This is a genomic window from Parashewanella sp. 2210YD4-3 (assembly GCF_056591735.1).
The window spans coordinates 263,204-289,754 of sequence record NZ_JBWQOG010000004.1 but is presented as its reverse complement, the minus strand read 5'-3'; the positions used below and the strand labels follow the sequence as shown (position 1 = coordinate 289,754).

At 40.1% G+C, this 26,551-nt stretch carries 26 protein-coding genes and 8 tRNA genes; 22 read left to right on the top strand and 12 right to left on the bottom strand.

Annotation, left to right across the window (positions count from 1 at the left end; translation table 11 throughout):
- Positions 1-96: 96 nt before the first annotated feature.
- Positions 97-1,557 carry an NAD-dependent succinate-semialdehyde dehydrogenase gene (locus AC1EU0_RS08555; RefSeq protein ID WP_480301987.1) on the top strand — a complete coding sequence of 487 codons (1,461 nt, stop codon included), beginning with the start codon at positions 97-99 and terminating at the stop codon, positions 1,555-1,557.
- 35 nt (positions 1,558-1,592) lie between these two features.
- Here the strand turns inward: AC1EU0_RS08555 and AC1EU0_RS08550 are convergent, their stop codons facing one another.
- On the bottom strand, positions 1,593-2,201 hold the full coding sequence (locus tag AC1EU0_RS08550; protein WP_480301986.1) for a short chain dehydrogenase: 609 nt from the start codon (positions 2,199-2,201) through the stop codon (positions 1,593-1,595).
- A gap of 209 nt (positions 2,202-2,410) precedes the next feature.
- Between AC1EU0_RS08550 and pth the strand changes: the two genes are divergently transcribed.
- The 11 genes from pth (at position 2,411) to AC1EU0_RS08495 (ending at position 5,896) form a co-directional block, all read left to right on the top strand.
- Positions 2,411-2,998, top strand: a complete 588-nt coding sequence (pth, locus tag AC1EU0_RS08545) for an aminoacyl-tRNA hydrolase (protein WP_480301985.1) — start codon at positions 2,411-2,413, stop codon at positions 2,996-2,998.
- A gap of 12 nt (positions 2,999-3,010) precedes the next feature.
- Positions 3,011-4,102 carry a redox-regulated ATPase YchF gene (ychF, locus tag AC1EU0_RS08540; RefSeq protein ID WP_480301984.1) on the top strand — a complete coding sequence of 364 codons (1,092 nt, stop codon included), beginning with the start codon at positions 3,011-3,013 and terminating at the stop codon, positions 4,100-4,102.
- Between the two features lie 161 nt (positions 4,103-4,263).
- A tRNA-Met gene (locus tag AC1EU0_RS08535) sits at positions 4,264-4,340 on the top strand.
- A gap of 33 nt (positions 4,341-4,373) precedes the next feature.
- A tRNA-Leu gene (locus tag AC1EU0_RS08530) sits at positions 4,374-4,458 on the top strand.
- 52 nt (positions 4,459-4,510) lie between these two features.
- Positions 4,511-4,585 (top strand) — tRNA-Gln (locus tag AC1EU0_RS08525).
- Between the two features lie 28 nt (positions 4,586-4,613).
- Positions 4,614-4,688: transfer RNA gene (locus AC1EU0_RS08520), tRNA-Gln, on the top strand.
- A gap of 5 nt (positions 4,689-4,693) precedes the next feature.
- Positions 4,694-4,770 (top strand) — tRNA-Met (locus AC1EU0_RS08515).
- Between the two features lie 46 nt (positions 4,771-4,816).
- Positions 4,817-4,901: transfer RNA gene (locus tag AC1EU0_RS08510), tRNA-Leu, on the top strand.
- A 39-nt stretch (positions 4,902-4,940) separates the two neighbouring features.
- Positions 4,941-5,015 (top strand) — tRNA-Gln (locus tag AC1EU0_RS08505).
- Positions 5,016-5,051: 36 nt separating this feature from the next.
- Positions 5,052-5,136: transfer RNA gene (locus AC1EU0_RS08500), tRNA-Leu, on the top strand.
- A gap of 88 nt (positions 5,137-5,224) precedes the next feature.
- Positions 5,225-5,896 (top strand): class I SAM-dependent methyltransferase, encoded by a 672-nt coding sequence (locus tag AC1EU0_RS08495; protein WP_480301983.1) that lies wholly within the window; start codon positions 5,225-5,227, stop codon positions 5,894-5,896.
- Here AC1EU0_RS08495 and AC1EU0_RS08490 read toward each other — a convergent pair.
- The 3 genes from AC1EU0_RS08490 to hldE all read right to left on the bottom strand — a co-directional run bounded on the left by AC1EU0_RS08490 (position 5,890) and on the right by hldE (position 8,814).
- Entirely contained in the window at positions 5,890-6,348 is a 459-nt protein-coding gene (locus AC1EU0_RS08490; RefSeq protein ID WP_480301982.1) for a TetR family transcriptional regulator, read from the bottom strand. The two genes, AC1EU0_RS08495 and AC1EU0_RS08490, sit on opposite strands and share 7 nt — an antisense overlap.
- A gap of 196 nt (positions 6,349-6,544) precedes the next feature.
- Positions 6,545-7,384, bottom strand: coding sequence for a hypothetical protein (locus tag AC1EU0_RS08485; protein ID WP_480301981.1), 840 nt, complete (start codon positions 7,382-7,384; stop codon positions 6,545-6,547).
- Positions 7,384-8,814 (bottom strand): bifunctional D-glycero-beta-D-manno-heptose-7-phosphate kinase/D-glycero-beta-D-manno-heptose 1-phosphate adenylyltransferase HldE, encoded by a 1,431-nt coding sequence (gene hldE, locus AC1EU0_RS08480; protein WP_480301980.1) that lies wholly within the window; start codon positions 8,812-8,814, stop codon positions 7,384-7,386. Before hldE ends, AC1EU0_RS08485 begins: the two co-directional genes overlap by 1 nt.
- 91 nt (positions 8,815-8,905) lie before the next feature.
- Between hldE and AC1EU0_RS08475 the strand changes: the two genes are divergently transcribed.
- Positions 8,906-9,832: an LpxL/LpxP family Kdo(2)-lipid IV(A) lauroyl/palmitoleoyl acyltransferase gene (locus AC1EU0_RS08475; protein WP_480301979.1), complete on the top strand. Its 927-nt coding sequence runs from the start codon at positions 8,906-8,908 to the stop codon at positions 9,830-9,832.
- Between the two features lie 128 nt (positions 9,833-9,960).
- Positions 9,961-10,512 (top strand): porin family protein, encoded by a 552-nt coding sequence (locus AC1EU0_RS08470; protein WP_480301978.1) that lies wholly within the window; start codon positions 9,961-9,963, stop codon positions 10,510-10,512.
- Here the strand turns inward: AC1EU0_RS08470 and AC1EU0_RS08465 are convergent.
- The 4 genes from AC1EU0_RS08465 to AC1EU0_RS08450 form a co-directional block, all read right to left on the bottom strand.
- Positions 10,509-12,242: a potassium/proton antiporter gene (locus AC1EU0_RS08465; RefSeq protein ID WP_480301977.1), complete on the bottom strand. Its 1,734-nt coding sequence runs from the start codon at positions 12,240-12,242 to the stop codon at positions 10,509-10,511. The genes AC1EU0_RS08470 and AC1EU0_RS08465 overlap by 4 nt on opposite strands.
- Positions 12,243-12,325: 83 nt before the next feature.
- Complete coding sequence (locus AC1EU0_RS08460) at positions 12,326-13,300, bottom strand: cobalamin biosynthesis protein CobD/CbiB (RefSeq protein WP_480301976.1); 975 nt, start codon at positions 13,298-13,300, stop codon at positions 12,326-12,328.
- Between the two features lie 15 nt (positions 13,301-13,315).
- Positions 13,316-14,008 carry a 5'-methylthioadenosine/adenosylhomocysteine nucleosidase gene (locus AC1EU0_RS08455; RefSeq protein WP_480301975.1) on the bottom strand — a complete coding sequence of 231 codons (693 nt, stop codon included), beginning with the start codon at positions 14,006-14,008 and terminating at the stop codon, positions 13,316-13,318.
- Between the two features lie 67 nt (positions 14,009-14,075).
- The gene (locus AC1EU0_RS08450) at positions 14,076-14,441 is read right to left on the bottom strand and encodes an Hpt domain-containing protein (protein ID WP_480301974.1); all 366 of its coding nucleotides are present in this window, start codon (positions 14,439-14,441) and stop codon (positions 14,076-14,078) included.
- Positions 14,442-14,618: 177 nt separating this feature from the next.
- Between AC1EU0_RS08450 and AC1EU0_RS08445 the strand changes: the two genes are divergently transcribed.
- On the top strand, positions 14,619-15,518 hold the full coding sequence (locus AC1EU0_RS08445; protein ID WP_480301973.1) for a LysR substrate-binding domain-containing protein: 900 nt from the start codon (positions 14,619-14,621) through the stop codon (positions 15,516-15,518).
- A 10-nt stretch (positions 15,519-15,528) separates the two neighbouring features.
- On the opposite strand, the gene AC1EU0_RS08440 is transcribed toward AC1EU0_RS08445, so the two are convergent.
- Both AC1EU0_RS08440 and mutH read right to left on the bottom strand, forming a co-directional pair.
- On the bottom strand, positions 15,529-16,566 hold the full coding sequence (locus AC1EU0_RS08440) for an adenylate/guanylate cyclase domain-containing protein (protein WP_480301972.1): 1,038 nt from the start codon (positions 16,564-16,566) through the stop codon (positions 15,529-15,531).
- Positions 16,567-16,730: 164 nt separating this feature from the next.
- Positions 16,731-17,399 (bottom strand): DNA mismatch repair endonuclease MutH, encoded by a 669-nt coding sequence (gene mutH, locus AC1EU0_RS08435; protein ID WP_480301971.1) that lies wholly within the window; start codon positions 17,397-17,399, stop codon positions 16,731-16,733.
- Between the two features lie 705 nt (positions 17,400-18,104).
- On the opposite strand from mutH, the gene rppH reads away from it, so the two are divergent.
- Positions 18,105-18,626: an RNA pyrophosphohydrolase gene (gene rppH / locus AC1EU0_RS08430; protein ID WP_480301970.1), complete on the top strand. Its 522-nt coding sequence runs from the start codon at positions 18,105-18,107 to the stop codon at positions 18,624-18,626.
- Positions 18,627-18,671: 45 nt separating this feature from the next.
- On the top strand, positions 18,672-20,900 hold the full coding sequence (gene ptsP / locus AC1EU0_RS08425) for a phosphoenolpyruvate--protein phosphotransferase (RefSeq protein ID WP_480301969.1): 2,229 nt from the start codon (positions 18,672-18,674) through the stop codon (positions 20,898-20,900).
- A gap of 43 nt (positions 20,901-20,943) precedes the next feature.
- Here ptsP and AC1EU0_RS08420 read toward each other — a convergent pair whose 3' ends face one another.
- Positions 20,944-21,360, bottom strand: a complete 417-nt coding sequence (locus AC1EU0_RS08420) for a hypothetical protein (protein WP_480301968.1) — start codon at positions 21,358-21,360, stop codon at positions 20,944-20,946.
- A gap of 95 nt (positions 21,361-21,455) precedes the next feature.
- Positions 21,456-21,956 carry a hypothetical protein gene (locus tag AC1EU0_RS08415; RefSeq protein ID WP_480301967.1) on the bottom strand — a complete coding sequence of 167 codons (501 nt, stop codon included), beginning with the start codon at positions 21,954-21,956 and terminating at the stop codon, positions 21,456-21,458.
- 196 nt (positions 21,957-22,152) lie between these two features.
- Here AC1EU0_RS08415 and AC1EU0_RS08410 point away from each other — a divergent pair, with 196 nt between their 5' ends.
- The 5 genes from AC1EU0_RS08410 (at position 22,153) to AC1EU0_RS08390 (ending at position 26,505) form a co-directional block, all read left to right on the top strand.
- Positions 22,153-22,968 carry a sulfite exporter TauE/SafE family protein gene (locus tag AC1EU0_RS08410; protein WP_480301966.1) on the top strand — a complete coding sequence of 272 codons (816 nt, stop codon included), beginning with the start codon at positions 22,153-22,155 and terminating at the stop codon, positions 22,966-22,968.
- A 35-nt stretch (positions 22,969-23,003) separates the two neighbouring features.
- The gene (lgt, locus tag AC1EU0_RS08405; RefSeq protein ID WP_480301965.1) at positions 23,004-23,813 is read left to right on the top strand and encodes a prolipoprotein diacylglyceryl transferase; all 810 of its coding nucleotides are present in this window, start codon (positions 23,004-23,006) and stop codon (positions 23,811-23,813) included.
- Positions 23,810-24,661, top strand: coding sequence for a thymidylate synthase (locus AC1EU0_RS08400; RefSeq protein WP_480301964.1), 852 nt, complete (start codon positions 23,810-23,812; stop codon positions 24,659-24,661). Before lgt ends, AC1EU0_RS08400 begins: the two co-directional genes overlap by 4 nt.
- 66 nt (positions 24,662-24,727) lie before the next feature.
- Entirely contained in the window at positions 24,728-25,234 is a 507-nt protein-coding gene (locus AC1EU0_RS08395; protein WP_480301963.1) for a hypothetical protein, read from the top strand.
- Between the two features lie 374 nt (positions 25,235-25,608).
- Entirely contained in the window at positions 25,609-26,505 is an 897-nt protein-coding gene (locus AC1EU0_RS08390; RefSeq protein ID WP_480301961.1) for an aspartyl/asparaginyl beta-hydroxylase domain-containing protein, read from the top strand.
- Positions 26,506-26,551 lie beyond the last annotated feature (46 nt).

The following is a 26,551-nucleotide window of genomic DNA, read 5'->3' as shown; positions in this document are numbered from 1 at the left end:
AAGTATACTAACTAAGTTTTATGTAACTAAAAAGTCTAAAGTGTTAAAATTTGCTCAATTTTTTATTCTAATAATAAATTCAGTAGAGGTAGAGTAATGGTTCCAAATGACAAAGGAGTGCTAAAACAGCAGTCTTATATTCACGGTCAGTGGCTAGATGCAAAAAATGGAGCAGAGATGGCCATTACCAACCCTTGTGATGGCAGTGTGATTGCTCTAGTGCCTAATATGGGAAGCGAAGAAACCCAAATGGCTATCAAATCTTCAGAGCAAGCTCAAAAACTGTGGAGTAAAAAATCTAGCCACGAGCGTAGTCAGCAATTACTAAGTTGGTATGAGTTGATTTTAGCTAACAAAGACTCATTAGCTGAATTACTGACCTTTGAGCAGGGTAAACCTTTAGCTGAAGCCAAAGGTGAAATTGTATATGCTGCTTCCTTTATTAAGTGGTACTCAGAAGAAGCAAAACGGGTTTCAGGTGAACTGGTTGCTTCTCCAAGTTCAGAAAATCGCATTGTAGTGATGAAGCAAGCTGTTGGAGTAACGGCTGCCATTACACCATGGAACTTTCCTGCGGCAATGATCACTCGTAAAGCTGCTGCTGCGTTAGCCGCTGGTTGTAGCATGATCGTCAAACCTGCACCTGATACGCCATTAACTGCATTAGCCTTAGCTGAACTTGCAGATCAAGCTGGCATTCCTGCAGGAGTATTAAATGTAATAACTGGTGATGCTAAAGCGATCGGTAAGACTTTATGTGAAAGCCCTGTAGTTAGAAAACTTTCCTTCACTGGTTCTACGCAAGTGGGTCGCATATTAATGGCTCAATGCGCTCCGACAATCAAAAAGCTGTCACTGGAGCTTGGTGGAAATGCTCCTTTTATTGTGTTTGAAGATGCTGATATTGACGCTGCTGTAGAAGGTGCAATTCAAAGTAAATTTAGAAATGCAGGACAGACTTGTGTCTGTGCTAATCGTATTTATGTCCATGAGTCCATCTATCATCAATTTGCTGGTAAATTTGCTGCTGCAGTTACTCAATTAAAAGTGGGGAGAGGTGACGAAGACGGTACTGACATTGGCCCTCTTATCAACCATCAAGCGGCAAAGAAAGTACAGCAACATGTCGATGATGCATTGGAAAAAGGTGCTAGATTACTCGCTGGCGGTAAAACGACGTTAGTAGCAAATGCGCAAAAAGGTCACTTTTTTGAGCCGACAGTACTTACCGATATGAACGATTTGATGAGGATTGCAAAAGAAGAAACATTTGGCCCTGTTGCGCCACTGTTTTCATTTTCAGATACGGATGATGTGATTAAAAAAGCCAATGATACAGAGTATGGTCTTGCTGCTTACTTTTACACAAAAGACGTATCTAAAGTGTGGTTGGTTGCTGAAGCATTAGAGTATGGAATTGTTGGTGTGAATACAGGGATCATTTCCAATGAAGTTGCGCCTTTTGGAGGAGTTAAGTCTTCTGGATTAGGTCGAGAAGGTGGTCACCAAGGCTTAGAGGAATACCTTGAAACCAAATACATTAATATGAAGATATAGCAACTGAAGGGCTTGAGTCACTAATGGCTTAAGCCCTAGTTATTCTTGTAGGCTTTAAACACTTTCCCCGTTTCAACACCTTCTACAGCTCGAACATAGTATTGGGCAACTTCTTTCGCTGAAATAGATTGAAAGCCTGGGAAATAATCAGCATAAGTATCCAGCGATTCAGTGAGCACTGATGGACTAACGCAATTAACTCTAATACCTCTTGTTAGCTCGAGCGCTACATGAGGAACAAAATGATGAATCGCACCGCTCAAGGTTGCTGCACTGACCCCCGTTGAAATGGAATGGTCGGCGATAATACCTGTCGTTAACGTAATGCTGCCATTATCATTAAGTATTCTGGAGGCTTGTTGTACCAAGTAAATCTGCCCCATTAAACGACTATTGATCCCAATATCCCATTGTTCGCGAGTCATTTCATTAAATGGTGCAAAAGCAACAGCTCCTGCCGCACAGATTACTGCATCGAGATTGGTTAACTTTGAAAAGGCAGAATTGATAGAAACTGAGGAAGAAAGATCAATTAAAATATCGCCTTGAGAGCGAGAAGCTTTGACTATTTGATGTTTGGACTCTAATTCAGAGACAATGGCTTGACCTATAGTGCCAGTAGCACCAATAACGAGTATTTTCATAGTGATTTAAATGACCTTAATAAAAAATAATCATATCAAAATCAAAAACTTTTGTGGTTAAACTTTATTCATTCTGGATGGTGATTATTTTAATTCCCCTTGTAGTTTCAGGCTGAGAGTGCAAAGCAATTACAAACAAAGTTTAAAAGCCACTCACTCAGTGGTAAAATTCCCCGTTTTTGAATCTTTCACTAAGAATTAGGCAAAGAATGAGCGACATAAAACTGATCGTCGGTTTGGCAAATCCTGGTACTGAATATGAACGCACTCGCCATAATGCAGGGGAGTGGTATGTTCGAGAACTCGCGAGGATAACAGGTGCCAACCTAGCCATGGACAGTAAGTATTTTGGTTTAACGGCCAGAACCACTTTGCATGGAAAAGACGTTCGTTTGCTTATTCCTACCACTTTTATGAATTTAAGTGGAAAGTCGGTTGGGGCATTAGCTAATTTTTATAAGATTTTGCCTGAGCAAATATTAGTGGCTCATGACGAGTTAGATATGCCTCCCGGCATTGCAAAGTTCAAGTTAGGTGGTGGTCATGGTGGTCATAATGGCTTAAAAGACATCATTGCTAGACTTGCCAATAATAAAAATTTTTATCGACTTCGCATTGGTATTGGTCACCCAGGACATAAAAACTTGGTCAGTAATTATGTGTTGAGTAAAGCCAGTCCAACCGATCAAGAATTGATGGACGCCGCTATTGATGAGGCAGTTCGTTCAACTGAAATACTGTTTAAGCAGGACATGGCAAGTGCCATGCAAAGACTGCATTCGTTTAAAGCAAATTAAGGTAATCAAGTTATGGGATTTAAGTGCGGCATTGTTGGCCTTCCTAACGTGGGCAAGTCCACATTATTTAATGCATTGACTCAAGCAGGTATCGAAGCGGCAAACTTTCCGTTTTGTACTATCGAGCCTAATACTGGGGTGGTTCCTGTACCTGATGCACGTTTAAATGCATTGGCTGATATTGTAAACCCGAAAAAAGTATTACCAACCACCATGGAGTTTGTTGATATTGCAGGTTTGGTTGCTGGCGCCTCTAAAGGTGAAGGTTTAGGTAATAAGTTTTTAGCCAACATTCGTGAAACGGATGCGATTGGTCATGTGGTGCGTTGTTTTGAAGACGACAACATCGTTCACGTTTCTGACGGTGTCGATCCTGCTCGTGATATTGAAGTGATTAACACTGAACTCGCATTAGCGGACTTAGATAGTCTTGAACGTGCGGTTTTACGTCAAACCAAAAAAGCGAAAGGCGGTGACAAAGACGCTAAATTCGAGCTAACGGTTCTAGAGAAGATGCGTCCTGTTTTAGATGAGTGCAACATGTTGCGTTCACTAGATCTTGCAAAAGAGGAATTGGCCGCGGTTCGTTACTTAAACTTTTTAACCCTTAAGCCGACTATGTACATTGCTAACGTATCTGATGATGGTTTTGAAAATAACCCGCATTTAGATGCAGTTCGTAGCATTGCTGAATCAGAAAATGCAGTAGTTGTTCCAGTTTGCGCGGCAATTGAATCAGAACTGGCAGAGATGGATGCTGAAGAGCAGCAAGAGTTTTTGTCGGAATTAGGCTTAGAAGAACCAGGGCTGAACCGTGTAATTAACGCAGGCTATTCACTTCTTGACCTTCATACTTACTTTACCGCAGGTGTACAAGAAGTACGTGCATGGACCATTCCTGTAGGCGCATTAGCTCCACAAGCCGCGGGCGTTATCCATACTGATTTTGAACGTGGCTTTATTCGTGCTCAAGTAACTTCTTATAATGACTTCATCGAATTCAAAGGTGAAAACGGTGCTAAAGAAGCCGGTAAGCTGCGTGTAGAAGGTAAAACCTACGAAGTGAAAGACGGCGACGTGATGCACTTCTTATTTAATGTATAAAAATTAGGAGATATCCTAATTAAAAAACCGCTTTTTTGAGCGTCTTGCTGAAATCATGACCGTTTGATGGCGTTAGGCGTATTTTTACAAAAAAAGCGGTTGACCTGCTTAGGGCGAATAAGCATAATACGCCCCGTTCCTCACGAGGAGCAAAGCAAAGTGGCTATGTAGCTCAGCTGGTTAGAGCACAGCACTCATAATGCTGGGGTCGCAGGTTCAAGTCCCGCCATAGCTACCATCTTCTCTAAGATGTAAAACATAGAGACTCCGTGCGGGAGTGGTGGAATTGGTAGACACGCCAGATTTAGGTTCTGGTGCCGCAAGGTGTGAGAGTTCAAGTCTCTCCTCCCGTACCATTTAATGAATTAATTTGCTAAAGTTAGCTCATTAAATAAAGCAATCTTAGATTGGGATATCGCCAAGCGGTAAGGCACCGGGTTTTGATCTCGGCATTCCCAGGTTCGAATCCTGGTATCCCAGCCATTCTCTAAGAGCGCAAAAAAAGGTTTATTGGGATATCGCCAAGCGGTAAGGCACCGGGTTTTGATCTCGGCATTCCCAGGTTCGAATCCTGGTATCCCAGCCATCTTTGGCTATGTAGCTCAGCTGGTTAGAGCACAGCACTCATAATGCTGGGGTCGCAGGTTCAAGTCCCGCCATAGCTACCATCTATTCTTTGAAATAAAGAGTGAGATGTAAAACTAAAGACTCCGTGCGGGAGTGGTGGAATTGGTAGACACGCCAGATTTAGGTTCTGGTGCCGCAAGGTGTGAGAGTTCAAGTCTCTCCTCCCGTACCATTTAATAGTTAATCTATTAAATAAATTAAAGTTTTAGATTGGGATATCGCCAAGCGGTAAGGCACCGGGTTTTGATCTCGGCATTCCCAGGTTCGAATCCTGGTATCCCAGCCATTTTTCGTACTTTAGTAAAAGTGCAATCTTGTCTATGCGGGAGTGGTGGAATTGGTAGACACGCCAGATTTAGGTTCTGGTGCCGCAAGGTGTGAGAGTTCAAGTCTCTCCTCCCGTACCATCTTTTAAGTATTCTTAATTTATTATCAAGCAATTATTCATATTCTTAATGCTATGCTTATCAGCATTACTGCAGTTTGAGTATTGTTATGAGCTCTAAAATCTCACCAGAAACCATTGATGCCGGTCAGGCTATTTACTCTAAAAAAATTTTAATGATCTATGACATTTGGGTGCTTGGCATTTCAAATCGTTTTATTTGGCGTTGTCCCACCAAACATCTTCGAGCTTTATTTTCTGAACTCGTCAGTGACAATCATCTCGACGTCGGGGTAGGTACTGGATATTTTTTGGATAAATGCTTAAAAGATAAACCACGTAGAGTGGCATTATTAGATCTAAATCCAAACAGTTTAGCTGTTACAGCACAAAGGATTAGCCGTTTTTCTCCTGAAATTAATCAAGGTAACGCATTGGAACCCATTTCGTTAAAAGGAGATAAGTTTGATTCCATTAGCATTAACTATTTGCTCCATTGTTTGCCTGGAAGCATGGCTGAAAAGTGTCAGGCTTTTGGCTTTTTAGCCGATCATATTACACCTGAAGGAGTACTATTTGGTAGCACGATAATCGGAGAGGGATTACCTAAAACAGCCGTAGCAAGCAAATTGATGAGTTTTTATAATGAAAAAGGCGCTTTCAGTAATATCGGGGATGATGTGTCTAGCCTGAAAGCGGGATTAAAGCGTTACTTTGATGATGTAGAATTATATACCATTGGGTGTGTAGCTATTTTTGTCGCACGTAAAGCTATTCAATAACGAAGCAAACTTACAGCGGCTGAACCAATTAAAAATTTCAGTAGTTTCTCACCTTCTTCACCTAGTTGGTTTTTGGCTTCTTCAAGGCTGTTTTCTATTGCTTGAAATTGATTAATTGATGAATACTCATTGCCGCATAGGCGAAAGAAGAGTGAAAGTATGGCTTTTGACTCTGGCTCATCAAATGATTTGAGCCAAGATGCTTCGAGGCTATTGATAGATGTGAAGTCGAGTGCTCCAACAAAGAGCTCGGCAATTCTGTCATCTAGTTTAACCAAGAAGTCGGTTTTTTTAGGGAAGTGATGACTGATCCCCGTTCGGCTGATCCCTGTTGCTTGTGAAAGGGTCGTGTACGACATATTATCAAATCCGATTTCTATGATTTGCTTAAATGCCTCATCTTTAATTTGGTTTATGGTTAATTCTGTTTGAGACTTAGATCGTTTTGCCATAGATCAGTTTCCTAATTCAACAATCAACAGATTTGTTTCCTCGAACTTTTACGTTCTTATCGAAACCAGTTTGATAAAAGCGTTTTGACAAGGACTCAGTAACCTCTCTTCTCTTACTGAATAACAATGACTGATATTAAGTTGATTCTGAGCTTATCAAAGGGGAACGGCTTTTGCTTTTAATTCAAACAATTGTTCAGGGGTGATTCAGATTATTGGCTAAAGGTAGTGCAAGGTTTTCAAGCAATGTGCGTGCTTGCTTTTTATTGAGCAATGCATTCAAGGTTGGAGTTAAATAGGCACTGAATTTTGCTCGCCGCCACGACAAATACCGACGCTGATTAAACGTGCTATGGGAGTGAAACAAATGTTTTATGAGGGAACGAAACTCACGCTGTTCATCTTGGCTTAAAGGGGAGTAATGGCTTAAAAGGTCACTGGCAAACTCTGCATAAGAAGGAAACGCTAAGATGTCTTCAGCGCTATAGTGCTCGAGGGCATAATACAACAGAGGCACGCTCCAGTGAGAGTAATCAGACTCTTGATTTATCACATTTAAGTTGCGGCGATGATATTGTTGCCAAGCGAGTTCTAAGTTTTTGGTTTTGTTGACGCTTTCCCATACTGCATATAGATCAGCAAAGCTTTCGTGTTCACTTTTTGTCAGTGGTCTTTTTAGCAACGGTGTGATGATTTGATTATTTTGTAAATGCCCCTGTTCGTGCCATAGGCTAAGTTGTAATGGTTGTTTGAGCTTTAGCTGAACCTTGTTTCCATCAACAAAGCTGTACACTTCACTGGCAGTGGCTTTAGGGTTTAAAAAAATGACTCCGGATAACGTTTTATCCTTAAAGGAAATTACCATGGCATCGCGAAATGCCATATTTTGTGTAATGTTTTGTGAGGATAAGGTCTGTTGAACAGAGGTGGGGAGCTGCTGTATACACTCACTTAGGTGATTGATATTACAAATTAACGCTTGTTTATCTTCAATATTCACCCAAAAACTGGCCGTTAACAGCAACCCAAACAGCATTATTGATTTGCCATAATATTTTCAATAATGGCGGTAGTAGAAATACCATCTTCAAAACAAAGAACTTTGACTTCACCACCTGCGGCTATAACTTCTTTACCGCCAGCAATGTCTTCAACTTGATAATCACCACCTTTAACCAGTAAATTCGGAAGTAAGTTTGCAATTAAACGCTGTGGCGTATCTTCGCTAAAAGGTACAACCCAATCAACAGCATTCAGTCCAGCCAATACTGCCATACGTCTATCTAATGTATTGATAGGACGCTCTTCACCTTTAAGGCGTTTTACCGAATCATCTGAATTTACTGCAACGATGAGCCTGTCACCTAAATTGCGAGCTTGAGAAAGGTAGCTGACATGACCTGCATGTAGAATATCAAAGCAACCATTGGTCATTACGATCTTCTCACCTTTAGCCTTAGCTTGTTGCAGGGTGTCTAATAGCTGTTCTTCAGATACAACACCTAAGCCTGACTCTCCGTGATGAGTTTTTAATGCTTCAATTAGCTCGATACGTGAAACTGTTGATGTCCCTAGCTTACCGACCACAATGCCTGCTGCGGCATTAGCTATCAAACATGCCTGAGCTAAATCACTGCCAGCTGCCAAACAAGTCGCTAATGTTGAAATTACAGTATCGCCAGCTCCCGTTACATCATAAACTTCACGGGCTACGGTAGGGATATGTAATACTGGCTCGGAACGACTGACAAGAGTCATGCCTTTTTCAGAACGAGTGATCAAAATAGCTTCGATATCAAAGTCATTCAGAAGTTGTTCCGCTTTTTGTTGCAAGTCATGTTCGCTTGCGACCTTACCAACAACGGCTTCAAATTCTGATAGGTTAGGAGTGATCAAGCTTGCGCCTTGATAGCGAGAAAAATCACTGCCTTTTGGGTCGACCAACACTTTAACATTCTTCGATTTTGCTTTTGCAATAAACGCTGTTGGGTTGTAGATAGCTCCTTTAGCGTAATCGGATAAAATCGCTACAGAAGCACTATCCAGATGTTTTTCAGAACTCGTAAGTAATGCTTCGCTGTCATCTTCTGTAAAAGGTTCTTCAAAATCTAAACGAATCAATTGCTGATGACGAGAAAGAACTCTTAACTTGGTTATTGTTGGCAGTAGAGAAATCGAGTGCCATTTTGGCGTTACACCTTGTGTCTCTAACGATTTTGTTAATGAGCGACCTGCTTCATCTTCTCCAATGATCCCTGCCAGTTGAACCTGCCCCCCTAGGCTGGCGATATTGAGGGCAACGTTGGCTGCTCCACCCGGTCTGTCTTCAATTTGATCAATTTTAACAACAGGCACAGGCGCTTCTGGAGAGATACGCCCTGTTGGGCCTGTCCAGTAGCGGTCTAACATCACATCGCCAACAACGAGCACTTTTGCATTTTCCAGTGCGGGAAGAGAAACCTTCATGGTATTTAATCTTTTACAGGAAATAATAAGGTTAGATTTTACCGTAGATGAGTTAAAATGTTACTAATTTTTATTTTGTAGTGAGTCACTCGTGGTAGATAAGGCTGATTTTTCTTTTCGATTATTGCACCCTAAGTTTTGGTTGGTTTGGTTTGGTGTTGGCATAGTTCGTTCAACCTTATTATTACCGCTTTCTATGCAAATGAAATTGGGAGCAGGAATTGGTCGATTAGCGTTAAAACTAATAGGTAAACGTGCAAAAACGGCCAAGCGAAATCTTGAATTATGTTTTCCTGATATGCCGAAAGAGGAGCAAGAAAAGCTACTGGTAAGCAATTTCGAAGAAACCGGAAAAGCTATTTTTGACTCAATTAATGCATGGTGGTGGAGTGATAGCCGAGTGCAAAAGCACATGAGTCTGAATGGTGCTCATCATGTAACAGATAATATTAATGCGGGTCATGGTGTCATTTTATTCGCAGTGCATTGCTTACCATTAGAAATGGGTGCAAGGATCATTGGTCAGTTTAATCCGGGGGTTGGGGTTTATCGCCCTCATAACAACCCAGTTATGGAATACCTTCAAGTAAAAGGTCGCTTACGTTCGAATAAAGGCCTCATTCCAAAGCGTGACATGCGTAAAATGGTTAAGGCTTTGCGAAATGCTGAGTTGATTTGGTATACAGCCGATCAAGATTTTGGCCGTTCTAGCGCCGTATTCATTCCATTTTTTGGCGTTAAAGAAGCCGCTACGATAACTGGTGCGACGACATTGGCTAAACTGGGCAAAGCTAAAGTGGTACCAATGTTTGTTGAGAGAAATGAAGGTGACACTGGTTACAGTGTGGAATTAATGCCACCTCTTGAGGATTTTCCAGGGGAAAATGAAGTAGATGATGCACTTCGTGGTAATAAAATCATTGAAGAGCTGATTAGTCGCAATCCTGCTCAATGGATGTGGTTACATCGTCGTTTTAAAACTCGACCTGATGAAAACAGCCCGAATTTATACAAGTAACACCTGATTCCATTTATTCTTAAACGCTTTTACTCTAATAAATACAAGCATTTTCAGTTGGTGTTTTGAAACTCTTAACTATACTGAATGCAAGTTGGTATGAGTGACTATTTATCGGAGAAAGTGTTATGAAATACTGTTTAGCGGCTTTACTGGTTTGTTCTTCTTTTCATGCAGTTGCTGAAGATAATCATGCTTTAGCCATTGCATTGAACGCAGGCGATACTTCAAGCAATAGCAAAACCATTGAAACAGATAATGGTAAAATCGGTTTGGACTTTTCATATCGATATCAGCTTGATAACAACTGGGGTATTGAAGCTGGTTATAAATCGGTAGATACAGAGCCACTAGAATTAATCTTTAATGATGTTCTTAACATTTCTGCATTAGACGGTGTGGATAGCTTTAGGCTCGTAGGCGTGTATTCTCAACCTCTTTCTGAGCGAAATCGAGTTGTTTTTAAATTGGGTGTTCAACGTTATTCCACTGAGTTTGATCAGAAAGTGTCTAATACAAAAACCAGAACTTATACCAGAACCGGTGAAGGCGTGTATGGTGCTATCGGTTGGCAATACCAATTTGATTTTGGTGGTGAAGTTAACTTTTTTTATGACTACAGCAAAATGGATAAAGTTGATTTGAAAACCTTTAATTTAGGTTTTGGCTATCGCTTTTAAGCTGATTTAGGCAACTGTATCCCTACGCGGCTAATTTTATCATCTTGCATTTCAGCCACAATCCAGCGTAGGGATTGCCATTTAAACTGATCCCCAATTACGGGTGACTCACCTACTTTATTATCAAATAAGTCTTGTACTTTCCAATTTTGATACTCATCGGTAAGCGTTATGGCATACATAGGTGCCAGTTGTATAAGTGGTGTTTGTGGATCAATAAAGAAATCACCCAAGAAACGAGTCGGTGTGATACCGATATCACTCTCAGGAGCTTGACTGAAGAGTTCACTTAATGCCATCAAGTTAATTTCTTTTGCTAGGACACACAGCACATCATCTTTTTTTAGCTTAGTTCTTGTGGATGGTTGTAACATTTTTTGATTTCTGAACAACGCGACTACTCTTGTGCCTTTAGGCATACTTAGAGAGTTTAAGGGTTCACCAATGCACCATTTGTTGGAGCCCAGTTGGTAAACAAAAACTTCCCATTCACTTTTTGGGTAGATTTCGATGCCTGAACGAGAAATAGGTTCTGGTTTCGGAGGTAAAATCACTTTTGCTAATTTTGCAGCATAAGTAAGTGTTGAACCTTGAGCTAACAATGATACAAGTACTACGAAGAAGGCGACGTTAAAGTAAAGCTGTGCATTGGGCAGGCCTGCCATCATTGGATAGACGGCAAGGATGATGGGAACTGCTCCTCTTAATCCAACCCATGAAATAAACCAGCGTTGGCGCTTACTAAAGTGTTTGAAAGGCAATAAGCTTAACCATACTGAAATAGGGCGACCAATAAAAATCATTCCAAAAGCCAATAACAAACTTGGCACAATCATGCCGGTTAATGATGATGGGGTCAGCAGTAACCCTAATATTAAGAACATACCAATTTGGCTCATCCAAGTCACACCGTCGAGTACTGCTAAAATAATGTGGCGTCCGCGAGTAGGGTGGTTACCAAGCCAGACTCCAGCGAGATAAATTGATAAAATGCCGCTGCCATCAAGGCTATTACTGATAGCATAAATTAGTAATCCACCACTTAAAGCTAAAATGGCATACAAGCCTTCGTCTAATTGAATATGGTTGATGAGTTGCCAGAGTAACCAGCCACCACCGATACCTAAAGCGATTCCAACTCCAAAGTTTTGAATAAAGTGCCAAATCATCATAAAGCCTGAGGATTCAGTTTGGCTCATAGATAGAAGTGAAATAAGAGTAACGGTTAAAAATACCGCCATAGGGTCATTGCTACCTGATTCAATTTCCAGTGTTGCCTCTACCCTTTCATTAATGCTCAATCCCTTCATTAATGAGAACACGACTGCTGCATCTGTAGAGCCAACAATCGCTCCCAATAGTAGCCCTTGCATTATGCTTAAATCAAAAAGCCAAGCGGCCATAGAGCCTGTTATGATGGTGGTTAACGCAACTCCTAAGGTTGATAGAGATAAGGCGGGGCCAAGAGATATTTTGAAACTACTTACCCGTGTTCGTAATCCACCATCAAGCAGAATTATGGCTAGAGCAAGGTTGCTGACAAGGTAAGCGAGAGAGAAGTCATTAAATACAATTCCACCCAATCCATCAACGCCAGCCAAGATGCCAACGGCTAAAAAAACCAATAAGATAGGAACACCAAGACGAGAGGATAAGGGGCTGAGCAATACGCTGATGGCGATCAAGACTGCAGAAATAAGAAAAAAACTATTTATCCATTCAGCGCTCAAGCTTTGCTCTCCTATTATCTAGAAACGAACAACGACATAGTCAGTATGACATAGTTTTATTACGGATTGTGTTTTAGCAGACCTTAGAACTTACTCAGTGGAAAAAAGACAATACAGGTTAGAAGAGCTGCGATAATAAAAAGTTCTATTTTGCTGAGCAATTTTGCTACATCAATAATATGCTGAGGTGTTGGCGTTGGTCCAGAACAAAATTTAGCTTGATGAACTTTAATGCCACTGAATAGCTGAGGGCCACCCAGTTCTATGTTAAGTTTTGTAGCGACAAGGGCAAACGTTAATTGAGGTTGACCTATGTGTTGAGGAATAAACGCTTGTTGTAACCATATTTTAAAACCTCTCCAACCACAAATCACGGCCATCATTCCTGAAAAAAGAAGACTGGGTATAAAGTTAAAGGCTCTTATGATGGCATTAAGAAAGTAATTAAAGCCATGGAATTTTGGATTGGAAATCGGCCATACATCATCAAGCCTTTGCAGCATTTTATAAGTTAGCACGAGTGGCACTCCACCGATTAAAAACGCTAAAAGAACACTAACAAAGTTATATTGCGTTGAACCTATACTGGTTTCGATGGTAGCTTTGTTTATCCCAACAAAACTCAAAGTTTCAGTATCTCTTGCGGTCCAATTTGCTAATTTATTACGAGCTTGTTTTTTTTGTTGCTGATGACTTAACAAAGCAATATTAGCGCTTTCTTTGATAATTTGACTATCTTGCAAGCATAGATACAAAAGTAAAAATTCAAAGAACCAAGGGTAATGAGCTAAAGCAATAAAAAAATAAATCAGCAGAATAAATGGGAGAGTAAGCAAGAGTATTGAAAGTGAACCTGCAATTTTTCTTTGGGTTAAAGCCCTATGTGGGTGATTAACATGTATCGCAAACTGTTTGGCTAACCTGCCGAATTGAAATAAAGGCTGCTGGAGTCGAGGTAGTTGAATAAAATGCGCCATTATCATAGCGGCAAATAAAATGGCCGCTTGTCGATAATAAGCTAGGTCTTGTTCAATCAGATTAACCAGTGTATCCAGCATAATTGCCAATTTAATTTATAAAAACTCAGTTAATGCTAATACCATGAGTGCCGAATGATGACCGGCTTTGACAATATATGAATCAAAATCCACTGCGGAATCATCATTAGCATTATCAGATAGAGAACGGATCACCACGAAAGGCTTTTGATATTGATAACACACTTGAGCCACGGCTGCCGCCTCCATTTCACAAGCCGCCATGGTTGGGAAATTGGATAGCATGATCTTAGCTCGCTCAGGATCATTGATAAAGCTGTCACCAGAGCAAATTAAACCTTCAATGGTTTTTACTTGGCCGATTTTATCAATGGCTTTTTTAGCTGCCTCAACCAAAGTTGGGTGAGGTTTATAGGCCGCTGGTTGCTGTGGTACTTGTCCAATTTCGTATCCAAAAGCGGTAACGTCTACATCGTGATGACGAACTTCATTAGAAATCACGATATCACCAATGCTGAGGTCGTCTGCAAAACCACCAGCTGAGCCAGTGTTGATAATATATTCAGGGGCAAATTCTTGAATAAGTAAAGTTGTGGCAATGCTTGCTGTAACTTTACCAATACCAGAACGAGTAACGATAAGCTGGTGCTGCCCATAGTCACCAGTTACAAATTCAATGCCGGCAATGGTTTTAGAGTGAGAATTTTGTAAAGAATCGATTAAGTGAATAACTTCCGGCTCCATTGCGCCGATTACACCAATTTTCATATCTTTTATGCCTTCGGGGGTAAATGCGGCGAAATAGGGGATGAAATGAGTCGCCGCTCTTTTGTAATTATGCTTTTGACTCTAAATAATCTTTGAGTTTTTTAAGATCATTCGCTGAATGGTCAAGGATCAAGTTTAACCAAACGTCTTTATCTTGATCCCAACTGGGTACTTCACCATGTTGAAGTTTCTGTGCAGTCTGTTGGATACGCTTCAGACCAACTGAACCTGCCGCGCCTTTAAATTTATGTGCTTCAGAACATAATATGTCTTTATCTTTAGACTCGTTCGCTTTAACAAGGTTATCTAGATACTCTGGAAGTAATTGTTCGAACAACACTACGCTTTTCAGCAAGGTGGAGGCTCCAATGGCATTACAATACTGCTCTAATGTATTTAGATCCAAAATGGGGTCTAATTCCGCTGCTGCCATCCTGTTACCTCTTTTAACTATTTCAACAATAAGTGAAAAACAATCGCTACTGATTGCTTTCCTTGAATAAATTAGTACATCATACCCAGTATGTCTTAGTCTGAAAAGCGAAACCAGTATTTCAGTGGCATGAGTACCAATATTTACGCAAGTAAATAACAAATTGAGATCATCTTTATGAAAAATTTACCAAGTTTGAAAAACTTGCATTACCTCATCCACTTGCATCGTGAGCAGAATTTCAATCGAGCAGCAAAAGCTTGCTTTGTGAGTCAATCGACTTTGTCTGCCGGAATTCAAAACTTAGAAGAACTTCTTGGGCAGCAATTAATTGAGCGTGATAATAAATCTTTTATGTTCACTGCGACTGGAGAAGAAGTGGTAACCAGAGCTCAACAAGTCTTGACGGATGTGACGGATTTGGTGGACTTGGTTCAGCAGCAAGGTGAACCAATGACAGGAGAAGTACGGTTAGGGTGCATCCCTACAATAGCTCCATTTCTATTAGGTCGTTTATTAGGGCAATGTCAGCAAAAGTATCCAGAGCTGAATTTACAAATTAAAGAAGATACAACCGAGCAATTATTACTGGCATTAGGTGAAGGGAAGTTGGATTTACTGATTTTAGCCTTGCCAGTAGAAACTCATGGCTTTCATACCAAGAAAGTGGGAATTGATCCTTTTAAGATGATCGCGCACAAACAGTTTGCTAATGGTCTTAAAGAGCCGGTGGATTATGGCAACCTTCCAGAGAATAGTATTTTTTTACTCCAACAAGAACATTGCATTACCGGTCATGCCATTAGCGCTTGTAAGCTACAAGACACACGTAAAGTGCATCCTTTTTCGGCGACCAGTCTTCATACTTTGGTGCAGATGGTCAACTGCAAATTGGGCGCAACTTTTTTACCACAAATGGCAATTGATAGTGGGATCCTACAAGGTACTGAGCTAGAAACATTAGAGCCGCCGGGAGAAGCACCCTATCGTGATATCGGCATTGTATGGCGTCAAACGTCCAGTCGTTTGACGACATTTAGAGGCATCGGTGACGAGGTTAAGTCATTATTGGAGTAGATAAAAGAGCTTATTCACTTTTGTTTATTGTTATAGCTATATGATGACGGCTTACTCCAAAAACCTGCATGGAATGCTGTTTGCCTTTGAGTTTTTGCATACCTAGATCTTCGATGATGAAATCTGATTGCTGTTTATTAAGTCTCATGGCTACGGCTGATGAAATAAGCAACTCTTGGTTAAGTTTGCCGCACCGTCCTTGCAGTCGAGCAAGGGTGTTCAATACATCGCTAAAAAAACTGATCTCACGCTTTTGTACGCCAACGACTGCGGTTACTACCTGCCCGCAGTGGATGGCGGCTTTAAACTCGGGGACAAATCCATATTTTTTCTTAAAGTGAGCGCCATGCCATTTTAAAATTTGATTGTATTCGAAATACAAATGTAAGCATCGCTCATCCTTAATTCCACGATCTACTTTCCAATGAAGAAATACTCCATCCCCCATGTAGCGATAGATTTCAGCACCATTGTTACTTACAGGTTCGTTGAGTAATTTAAAGCAATCTTGAATTAAACAGCTGAAGCGATAATCTCCAAGTTTTTCGGCGTTAGTGGTGGAGTTAGACATGTCTAAAAACATAAATAAGCGTTGTTCATAAAGAGGGCGGTGGTATTTGCCAATGGCTATATTCATTAACTCTCTGGTGCCGACTAATAATCCCATTTGCTCGACAAAAGCTAGGCTAAGCCGAACAAAAATGAGGTACACCAAGAATAATTTAAATGAACCGCTATAAATGATACTTGCAGCGTCCACCTCCCATAATGTCGTATCGTGATTGCTGATCCCCCAAAGTTCAAGATGTTGGAAGAATCGACCGATTGTGACTGCAGCAGCAAATAAAATGATGCCTTTTACAAACAATGAAACGATATAAGGTAGACGGTAGATGAAGCTGTAGTCCACAATCAGATTGGATAACCAATGTAAACAGCCAAAGATGAGTCCGACACAAATTGCCAGTATTTGCAGATCAGCAGCGCTATTGGCCCAAATTGGAAAACCAGCATTATGGGAGTAGCGGAAAAAAATAAATACGGACATGGCTATTATCCAAGCGATAACAGCAAAAGACAGCTTTTTAATTTGATGATCTAATCTCACAGACCAAAATTCACTTAGTTGATTAGGCTGCGCAGTCTAGTCAACAATAGGGATTGAGATCCAGCGCGAGGCGTGATTTTGATCACGATGTAGAGATAATTTTCTCAGCCACCAAACATTTTGGCTAAGATTTGTGAGGTAAACTGGGTTTTCAGGTAAAAGCCACGAGGGTTGGTAAGTTTGATTGTCCCTTCCTCTGTAATGCTTTCTGTTAATGCCTTACTATTGGCCGCTTTCGGTCTAAGCTGAAGTACTTCTCCATGTCTTGCCGTTATACTTTCGACTTTACCCATGGCGATCATTTCCATAATTTCTTCCCAATCCTGTTTTAATAGCTTTAGTTCCATTGGATCAGGCTGCCACAAAAATGGGGTGCCGACTCTGCGTTCTGCAATGGGTATTTCACGTTCACCCTCAACTGGAACCCAAAGTACTTGTTGTAACTTATGGAAAACCAGACTTTCGAAAAAGTTTAAGTTGTTCACATTTGTTAAAGGCGTTGTTGTAACAAATGTCGTTTCTAATGGTTTGCCAAATCGATTAATTGGAATGGTTTTTAATTCAACACCAAGATGAAGAAAGTCTTGTTGAGCCTTAGAGCCTGCATCAGCACCTAGTTCAACCTCAATAAGCTGTCCTACCCAGCCTTTATCTCGCCTTAAATTTTGCGGTACAGGGATTTGATTGAGACTTGCTAGCTCTCCTAAACTGAGTCCGGCCATAGCTTCGGCTCGTTGCAAAAGTTCATTAAGTGATTGAGGTGTAGATTTCATTGATAGGAAAAGTGAACGATAGCGAATATGAATAGTGTAACAACTTTGTATGTTTCTGTCCTTGGTTAAAAAATGTTCTATTTGTTGTTGTTAGTTCTCATTATTTGGTTAAAACCCTAAGAGAGTGAATTCACAAGGGGCTTGAAGTTCTTTTTTCAGAGTTAATTTAAAGTTATACCAGTTACCAAAGTATTACCCTATGACTTTTCACAGTGTTATCCACAGAATGATGGGATAACTTATGCTCCTAGATCATAAAATCGAATTGGTCAATGTAAAAACGTTGATAGTTTGACCTAAAAAAAGCCTGTTTATAATTTTTCTGTGCATAAAAAATGAAATATTTTAGCATTTGTTTGTGAATAATTTTTGGTGGTTATTTTTTGTTCTTTTCGAGTGTGTGAGATATGATGGATAGAGTTTTTTATGTTTTATAGATTGAATTATAAGGTTTTATTTGTATTTCTGTCTTTTGCTTTTTCTCTTTTGAACTTAATAAAGTGGTGAAATAATCACAGTTTTCAACAGTTGCGAACAGGGATATCCACAACTTTTGTGGATAAAAAAAGGTTTTGCTCATTTTTTTGTTGATAACTCGAAGATTTTGGATTGGTTATCCAAAATCTATAACAATGGCTAAATTTGCTGGAATCCTAACTTTATGAAACAATCAGTTTATATATTTGCAAAATATTTGGAGTCCATGTGATTGATAGTGACGGCTTTCGTGAAAATGTAGGCATCATTATCTGTAATAAATTCGGTCAGGTTATGTGGGCAAGAAGGTTTGGGCAGCATTCATGGCAATTTCCGCAGGGCGGTGTCGATGATGGGGAAACCCCTGAGCAAGCAATGTATAGAGAATTGTATGAAGAAGTGGGGCTTAAACCTGAGCATGTAACAATCTTATCCTCAAGTCGATCTTGGTTACGATATCGTTTACCAAAGCGCTTGATTCGACAAGATAGTAAACCTGTTTGTATCGGACAAAAACAGAAGTGGTTTTTATTGCAATTAAAAAGCCCAGAGAACGCAATTAACCTAAATGCTTCTGGTCACCCTGAGTTTGATTACTGGCGTTGGGTTAGTTATTGGTATCCGGTAAGGCAAGTCGTTTCCTTTAAGCGAGACGTGTACCGTAAGGTAATGAAAGAATTTGCGCCAATAGTGTTAGCAATGCAGCAAAGGGATTTTAGTGGAGGAAGAAAGCGCTTTAAAAAACGCTAAGACCTTTTATTTAGGTCATTTCTCAATCAATTAAGGAGGCCGCCATTGTTAACTACGCTTAAAAAAATAAGTCAATCAATGGCTGCGGCTGTAAATTACGAACAAGCCTTAAATATCTTAGTGACTGGAACCAAAGAGGCCATGCTCACAGAGTGCTGTTCGATTTTTATTCTGGAAAATCAAAAATTGGTTTTATCAGCTACTGATGGCTTGCAACAGTCAGCGGTTGGTAAAGTTAAAGTGCCCATTTCAGAAGGGTTAATCGGCTTAACAGTTCAACGTGAAGAGCCACTTAATTTAGCTGATGCACATAATCATCCTAGTTTTACAGCTTATCCTGAAGTAATGGAAGAAGAGTACCGTGCTCTTCTTTCAGTCCCTATTATTCATCGTAAGCAAGTACTTGGGGTCATCACCCTCCAACAGCATGAGCCTCGACAATTTACTGAAAGTGAAGAAGCTTTTTTAGTGACCTTAGCGGCTCAAGTATCGTTAGCGATAGGGGGCTTACAGCAAAAAGAGAAAGTGAATAAACCTCTTACGCAAGTCATTCTTCAAGGGTTGGCAGCATCTCCCGGAATTGCGATTGCACCTGCAGTAGTTATAGGTGGGCAAATTTCGATTGAACAGCAAGATGCCGTTAGTGAAGATACAGATCTTGAATACCATCGCTTGCATCTAGCCATAACCAAGACTCGAACTATGCTGGATGAACTTGCTCAGCGTTTTGAGCAAGAACAACAAGAGGATGTGGTATCCATTTTCTCAGCGCTGCAGTTATTGCTTGATGACAGTAGTCTTGGCGGAGAATACGAAAAAGAGGTTAAGCTCGGATGGAAAGCTGAGACTGCTGTAAGTCGAGTTTCATTCAGGTTTATTAAACAATTTTCTGAAATGAGCGACCCATATTTAAAAGAGCGAGCGAATGACGTTCGAGAATTGGGTCAGAAAGTACTAAGACATCTAATTGAACCGAATCGGTTGAAAATGGAGTTTGATAAGCCTGTAATTCTTGTTACTCGTGATGCCGATGCAACAATTTTGGCTGAATTTCCACGGCAAAAACTAGCTGGGATCATCACTGAATTTGGTGGTATTAACTCTCATGCCAGTATAATGGCACGTGCTTTGGGGATCCCCGCTGTCGTAGGTGTTAATAAATTATTATTAGCAGATTTAACGGATAAAAAGCTGATCCTAAATGCACATAGAGGCACCTTACTTGTTTCTCCCTCACGCGCTGTGGTTAGAGAATATCAGGCATTGGTGAAAGCGGATCGAGCCCAAGAGCGACGCTACCGTAAAGAAATGTGTGAGCCTACTGTGACACTAGATGGTCGGCGGATCAAGCTGTATGTCAATGCAGGCTTACTTGGCGGGATCAAAAGTGAAGTAGTCAATGAAGCCGATGGCATTGGTTTATATCGAACAGAAGTTGCATTCATGCTTCAGTCACACTTTCCTAGTGAAATTGAACAAATTAAGCTTTATTCAGAAGTCCTGCAATCGATGCCAAATCGTCCTGTTGTGATGAGAACCTTAGATATTGGTGGCGATAAGGCTTTACCTTATTTTCCTATTTCGGAGGTGAATCCTTGTCTTGGTTGGCGAGGGATACGTTTATCTTTAGATCACCCTGATTTGTTACTTATTCAATTGCGAGCCATGATGCAAGCGGATCATGGTAAGCAGCAATTGAAAATATTGCTACCAATGGTGAGCCACCTCAGCGAAATTGATAATGCCTTGCAATACATAGAGCAAGCACACACTGAAATAGAATCAGAATTGGGTAAAGTCATCCCTAAACCCAAAGTAGGTGTGATGATAGAAGTGCCCAGTTTGGTTTATCAATTAGATCAAGTCGCGCAAAGGGTGGATTTTGTGTCTGTAGGCAGTAATGATTTAACTCAATACTTACTGGCTGTAGATCGTAATAATCCCAACGTTAGTGAGCTGTACGATAGCTACCACCCTGGAGTTTTACGAGCACTGCAAAGAATTATGCTTGACTGTCGTCAGCATGAGCTAGAGGTCAGCGTGTGTGGTGAACTAGCGAGTGAACCCATGGGAGCGGTATTATTGTTAGCCATGGGCTGCAATAAGCTCAGTATGAATCACGGTAATATTCCTAAAATTAACTATGTACTAAGAAGAGTCAAACATTCAGAGTTAACCGTTCTTTTGCTCAATTGTTTAAGTCTTGATAGTGCTAACGACGTTAGACAGTTAATTGATAATTACTTTATAAAAAACGACATCAATCTTAATTAGAAGAGAGACAATCGATAAATGTTGTTAGCATATTACCAACTCTTTATGTAGTTTGCTCAGGAGATTGAGAGCCTGACGTCATTACGAATGCGATAAAAATACGGGTATGGGAACAACTTGATGTGCTGGCACCTTCTGATTTTTGGTCATAATCAGTTGGGATTTTTTTGGCATTCGTTTCTGGTTCAGTGTCGGGTTGAGACAATATGTTGTCCCATTTTGAATAACTTTTAGTCAATGGGTTTGCTGACGCTTCTCTTGCTAAGTCTGCCGCTTGTTGGGCCGTTATTTTTTTACCAACTGTAGGCTGATTATGAAATTGAGCTGCTTTTGGGGAAGAGGAGGAGGAAACCTCATGTTGACCCAGTATATTTGGGGTTTCTTGTTTTGTTCCATCAATGCCCCCATTATTCCCTTGAGCTGATTGGAGTGCTGTTGTTAGAGATGCAGGTGCGGTCATAATTGCTCAATTGATGTATGTTGTACTGATTAATCGAGAGCATATTTTTTTTGAGTTTTTTTATCAATAAAATTAGGTTGTTAGTTCAGTTGGTATTAAGTTTTGGGTGATTGCTTATTCGTTTTTTCAGTTTCCAGTTTTTCTTTAAGAACCTCTTTAGCAAAAAGTTGAGCTCCTTGCTTGGCATCTTTTTCTGGGGTATTAGAGTCCAGTGGTGCGAAAGCAAATAACGTTTTTGAGTTTGTTTTATATGAATACACTTTTCTGCTTTCGAGACTTAATGCAGTTATTATTTCACCGAGTTCTGGTTGTGTAATGCCTTGAACCTCATCGCCTGATTCAACATCAGAGCCTTCATCTGACGATGTTTCAAACTGATCCCATTTTGAATAACTTTGGTCAAAAGGACTTTTACTCTTGGGCTTGGCAGTATGAGAGTTATGGAAGTTATCTACATTTTTATTTGGTGGTTCAGTCTTTACTTCGGTTGTTTTTTCTCCTATGCAAAGTGTTTCAGCACAATGTTTAGTGCTTATTTCTGCAGGTGATATTCTCTCGTGTGAAGCAGAATCATTAGACACTGAAGATGAAGCCATAGATAACTCAAAAGTAGTTTAGTCATTGTGACATATGTACTCGTTTTGCCTTTATTGTCAAAAAATACAACGATGCTATTAAGCCAACTTTCAGTTTATGCATCTTATACCCATTACAGTAATTGGTATAAGTATTATTGCTTTGAGAGATAGCCTGTTATTATTGCGGAGTTACACTTTGGTTGGTGAGGTTTAATTGGATTCGTTATGGTTAGCCATTGTTATATTTATGGCTTTAGGCTCTGTAGTTGGCTTTATGGCTGGGTTATTAGGAATTGGCGGAGGTCTGATTGTTGTTCCTGCTCTATTCTATTTATTGCCTAAGTTGGGCGTAAATGCCGACTATGTTCCATTGATTGCCATCGCCACATCTCTGGCGAACATGGTTCTCACGACATTTTCATCCGTTGCAGCTCATCACCGAAGACAAAACCTTGACTGGAACGTCGCTAAAGTACTGGTTCCGGGTATATTTATTGGTGCTATGTTATCTGGAAGTGTTGCCTCTCATATCCCTGCAGAAGCTATGAAACAGTTTTTTGCGGTTTTTGTCATTTTAATGGCTATCAATATGGCCAGACCGATAAAAGCAGAAGCGAATGATCGCAGTTTACCAAGTGCGCCTGTTTTATTTGTTTTAATGATATTGATAGCAATTTTGTGCGGCTTATTAGGGATTGGCGGCGGGGTCATAATTGTACCTTTACTTTGTTATTTTGGTCAGAAAATGCAGCGAGCTGTTGGTCTATCTAGTATGGCCGGTTTTTGTGTTGCATTCGCAGGAAGCATTGGTTACATCATCGCGGGATGGAATGTATCTGACTTACCATCAGGCACTACGGGTTATATTTACATTCCAGCGTTAATCGGTATTGCGTTAACTTCAACCTTAGTGGCACCACTGGGCGTAAAAGCGGCAATGACATGGCCTACGCCAATTTTGAAAAAAGTGTTTGCTGTGTTTTTATTTTTTGTTGGTATTGAACTTGTAATTAGTTCATTCAGCAGTTAGTTTTATTCACAATTTTAATTGGTTACGAAAATATAATGGCATTAGAATTTCCCCATATTGACCCCATCATGCTGCATTTAGGCACATACGAAATTTTTGGGCATACTTTTGAACCTGCTATCCGCTGGTACGGATTTATGTATTTAGTCGGCTTTGTGGCTGCGATGGTATTATTAAACCGTAAAGCCGATAACTCCAATGGCGTTTGGACACGAGATCAAGTTTCTGACTTGTTATTCTATTCCTTCTTAGGGGTGATTTTAGGTGGGCGCATAGGCTATGTTCTGTTTTATCAGTTCGACTATTTCTTATCTGATCCTATGTACTTGTTTCGTATCACTGAAGGTGGCATGTCTTTCCATGGTGGGCTGATAGGGGTAATTTTAGCCTTTGTATATATCTGTTTTAGCCAAAAACGAAATTTTCTTGCTGTAGGCGATATGGTTGCACCAGTAGTGCCAATTGGTTTGGGTGCGGGACGTATCGGTAATTTTATTAATGGAGAGCTTTGGGGACGAGTAACCGATGCGCCATGGGGTATGGTGTTTCCGGGAGCAGGGCCTTTAGCGCGGCATCCATCGCAACTTTATCAATTTGCCTTGGAAGGGGTAGCGTTATTCTTCATTCTGTATTGGTTTAGTAAACGCACCGATAAAGTTGGTGCTGTATCGGGGATGTTTTTACTTTGTTACGGTATATTCCGTAGCTTAGTTGAATTTGTACGTCAGCCTGACGCCCAATTGGGGTTATATCTAGGTGAGTTCACTATGGGACAAATTTTGTCTCTTCCTATGATTTTATTGGGGCTTTATCTTATCTTTAGAAAGCAGGGACAGCAGTCATGAAGCAATATTTAGATCTTTGCCAGCGTATTATCGACGAAGGTGTTTGGGTTGAAAATGAGCGTACAGGTAAACGCTGCCTTACAGTGATCAATGCCGACTTAACTTATCATGTTGATCGCAATGAACTACCACTGGTGACTACTCGTAAAAGTTATTGGAAAGCAGCCATTGCTGAATTGTTAGGATATTTGCGCGGTTACGATAATGCTGCTGATTTTCGTAAAATTGGTTGCAATACATGGAATGCTAACGCCAACGATAATGAAGTCTGGTTAGCGAATCCTCATCGCAAAGGTGAAGATGATATGGGGTTTGTTTACGGAGCCGTGGCTCGTAATTTCCCTAAGCCAGATGGCGGTAGTGTTGACTTAATTAAGCAAGTGGTAGATGACTTATCTAAGGGCATTGATAATCGAGGTGAAATCATTACCTTTTATCACCCCGGTTCATTTCATCTAGGCTGCCTTCGCCCTTGTATGTTCCAACACCAGTTTTCTATTTTGGATGGCACCCTTTACCTAAACAGTTATCAACGCAGCCAAGACGTTCCGCTGGGTGGTAATTTTAATGCGGTGCAGGTGTTTGCTCTGCTTAAAATCATGGCGCAAATTACAGGGCTGAAAGCGGGTAAGGCATACCACAAGATAGTTAACGCTCACATTTATGAAGATCAGTTGCAGCTAATGCGAGATGTACAAGTCAAGCGTGAGCCTTTCGCATCGCCTCAGCTTCACATCAACCCTGAAATTAAGTCATTTGAAGATCTTGAAACGTGGGTCACTTTGGATGACTTTGAAGTGACGGGCTATGAACATCACGAAGCGATAAATTACCCTTTCTCTGTATAGGTTCAATAAGTCACACCGAAAGCTAAGTCATTTTGACTTAGCTTTTTTGTCGATATGGAAATCAAAATGAAAAATAAAAAACGAGTAATTCATTGGGAGAAATGGACGGCGCTGGGGACCGTACTCATGGCGGTTTGCGCTATTGTCACTACTCTTTGGCAAGGTCACTTATTAAAGAGGCACAATGAATTGTCGATTTACCCTCATCTGGCGTTGGAAGTGAATACAGATCCGGTTCCCAAAGGTAGGATGACATTAAGTATGTACATTAATAACCAAGGACTAGGGCCTGCAAATGTGACTAATGTTGATATCTTATGGGGAGATAAAGAGCTTAAAGGTACCGCTGATATTTGGGAGCAGATAAAATCTAAAGATGTTAAGAAAAGTTGTCAAAGAGGCTCAGGTAATATCAACCGTTTTTATAAAGTAGATGATGTACAGATGGTGATTAAAGCGGTCAATTGCCCTTTAACTTCGGAACAAATGTGGGAGTTAATGGACAAGTTAAAATTTAACGTAACCTACGAATCACTTTATGGCGAAGCGTTTGTACAAGAGTGGGCATTCTAGTAACCCAAATCAAGTTCAGTAACCATTAGTCATAAAAAAACGGGCAGAAAAGTTGCCCGTTTTCAAATTTTAACCATTTCCAATGGAGGAAGACCGTTTTTACGGGAGCCGCACAAAACTCATGTAACTACTTATCCTCTTTTCCTCAATAAGTTTGCGTGTTTTTGATTAAAAATTAAAAAGTAGTCTAAGCTAAATGTAATTCAGAATATCAAATAGGTATACCTCAAAGTGAGACTTCGCTCTATGGCTTTCCTAAACGTTTATATAGTCTTGGTTAAGGAATTCATCAGTACATATGATCCTCCCGTACGCTTTTAATTCTATGTGTTAGTTCATAAATTGTAGAAGTTTGATACAGGAGTAGATGTAAAATGGAATCAAAACTATTAAGGAAGATAGAGTTAAATTCTAAACTGATTGAAAGTGAACTTAAGCTTATAGATGAAAAGCAGCTATCTGCGGTATATAAGGAATATTCGGCGGGAAATTGGGGAACACTAACACTATGGAATTCAGTAGGTGATGAAGCCCAAGGAAAATCTAAAGAGCACAATGCACCAGCTATTCCAACTGACTTTAGTCGTAGCCTTACTTACATATCAAGTTTGATTTCAAACAACTTTAATACACAGTTTATAAGATCTATTCGTATATTTAGATCATTTGATGGTGGCACCATTTTTCCTCATAAAGACTACTTAGAATTCGATAACGGCTTTAAAAGAGTTCACTTAGTTCTGGCAACAGATAAGACATGTTTAAACTCTGAAGATGGTATTGTTTATCATATGCGAGCTGGGGAAGTGTGGTTTGTCGATGGAAATTCGATTCACAGTGCTCTTTCAATGAGTAAGCAAGGGAAGTACAGCCTTGTAATCGATTTTTGTAGCCAAGCCGACTTTATGAATATTTTTAAAGACAATTCTTCAATGTTAAACAATATTCCAGAGCCTTGTGTTTTACGCAACAGACCCAAGCTAACTGAAGAGATCATTGCTAGCTATAAGACGATAGCAACATCATCAACGATGTATGATGTTGAGATGCTATTCTGCCTAGCCACAAAGCTATATTTTAGATTTGATATGGATGGAAAGTCTTTCTTTAATCTTATGGATGATGCCGTTTTAAATGGCAATAATGAAAGTACAAAAAAAATGTATATTGCTTATAAAAATATATTGATTAAAAACGGTTACACGTCTGATCAGCTTGATGACTTTTATAACGTGATTGATGAAATAGAGAAGACATACCAATATAGCTAAGTTTGGGAGACAGTAAAAACGGGCAAATAAAATGCCCGTTTTTACT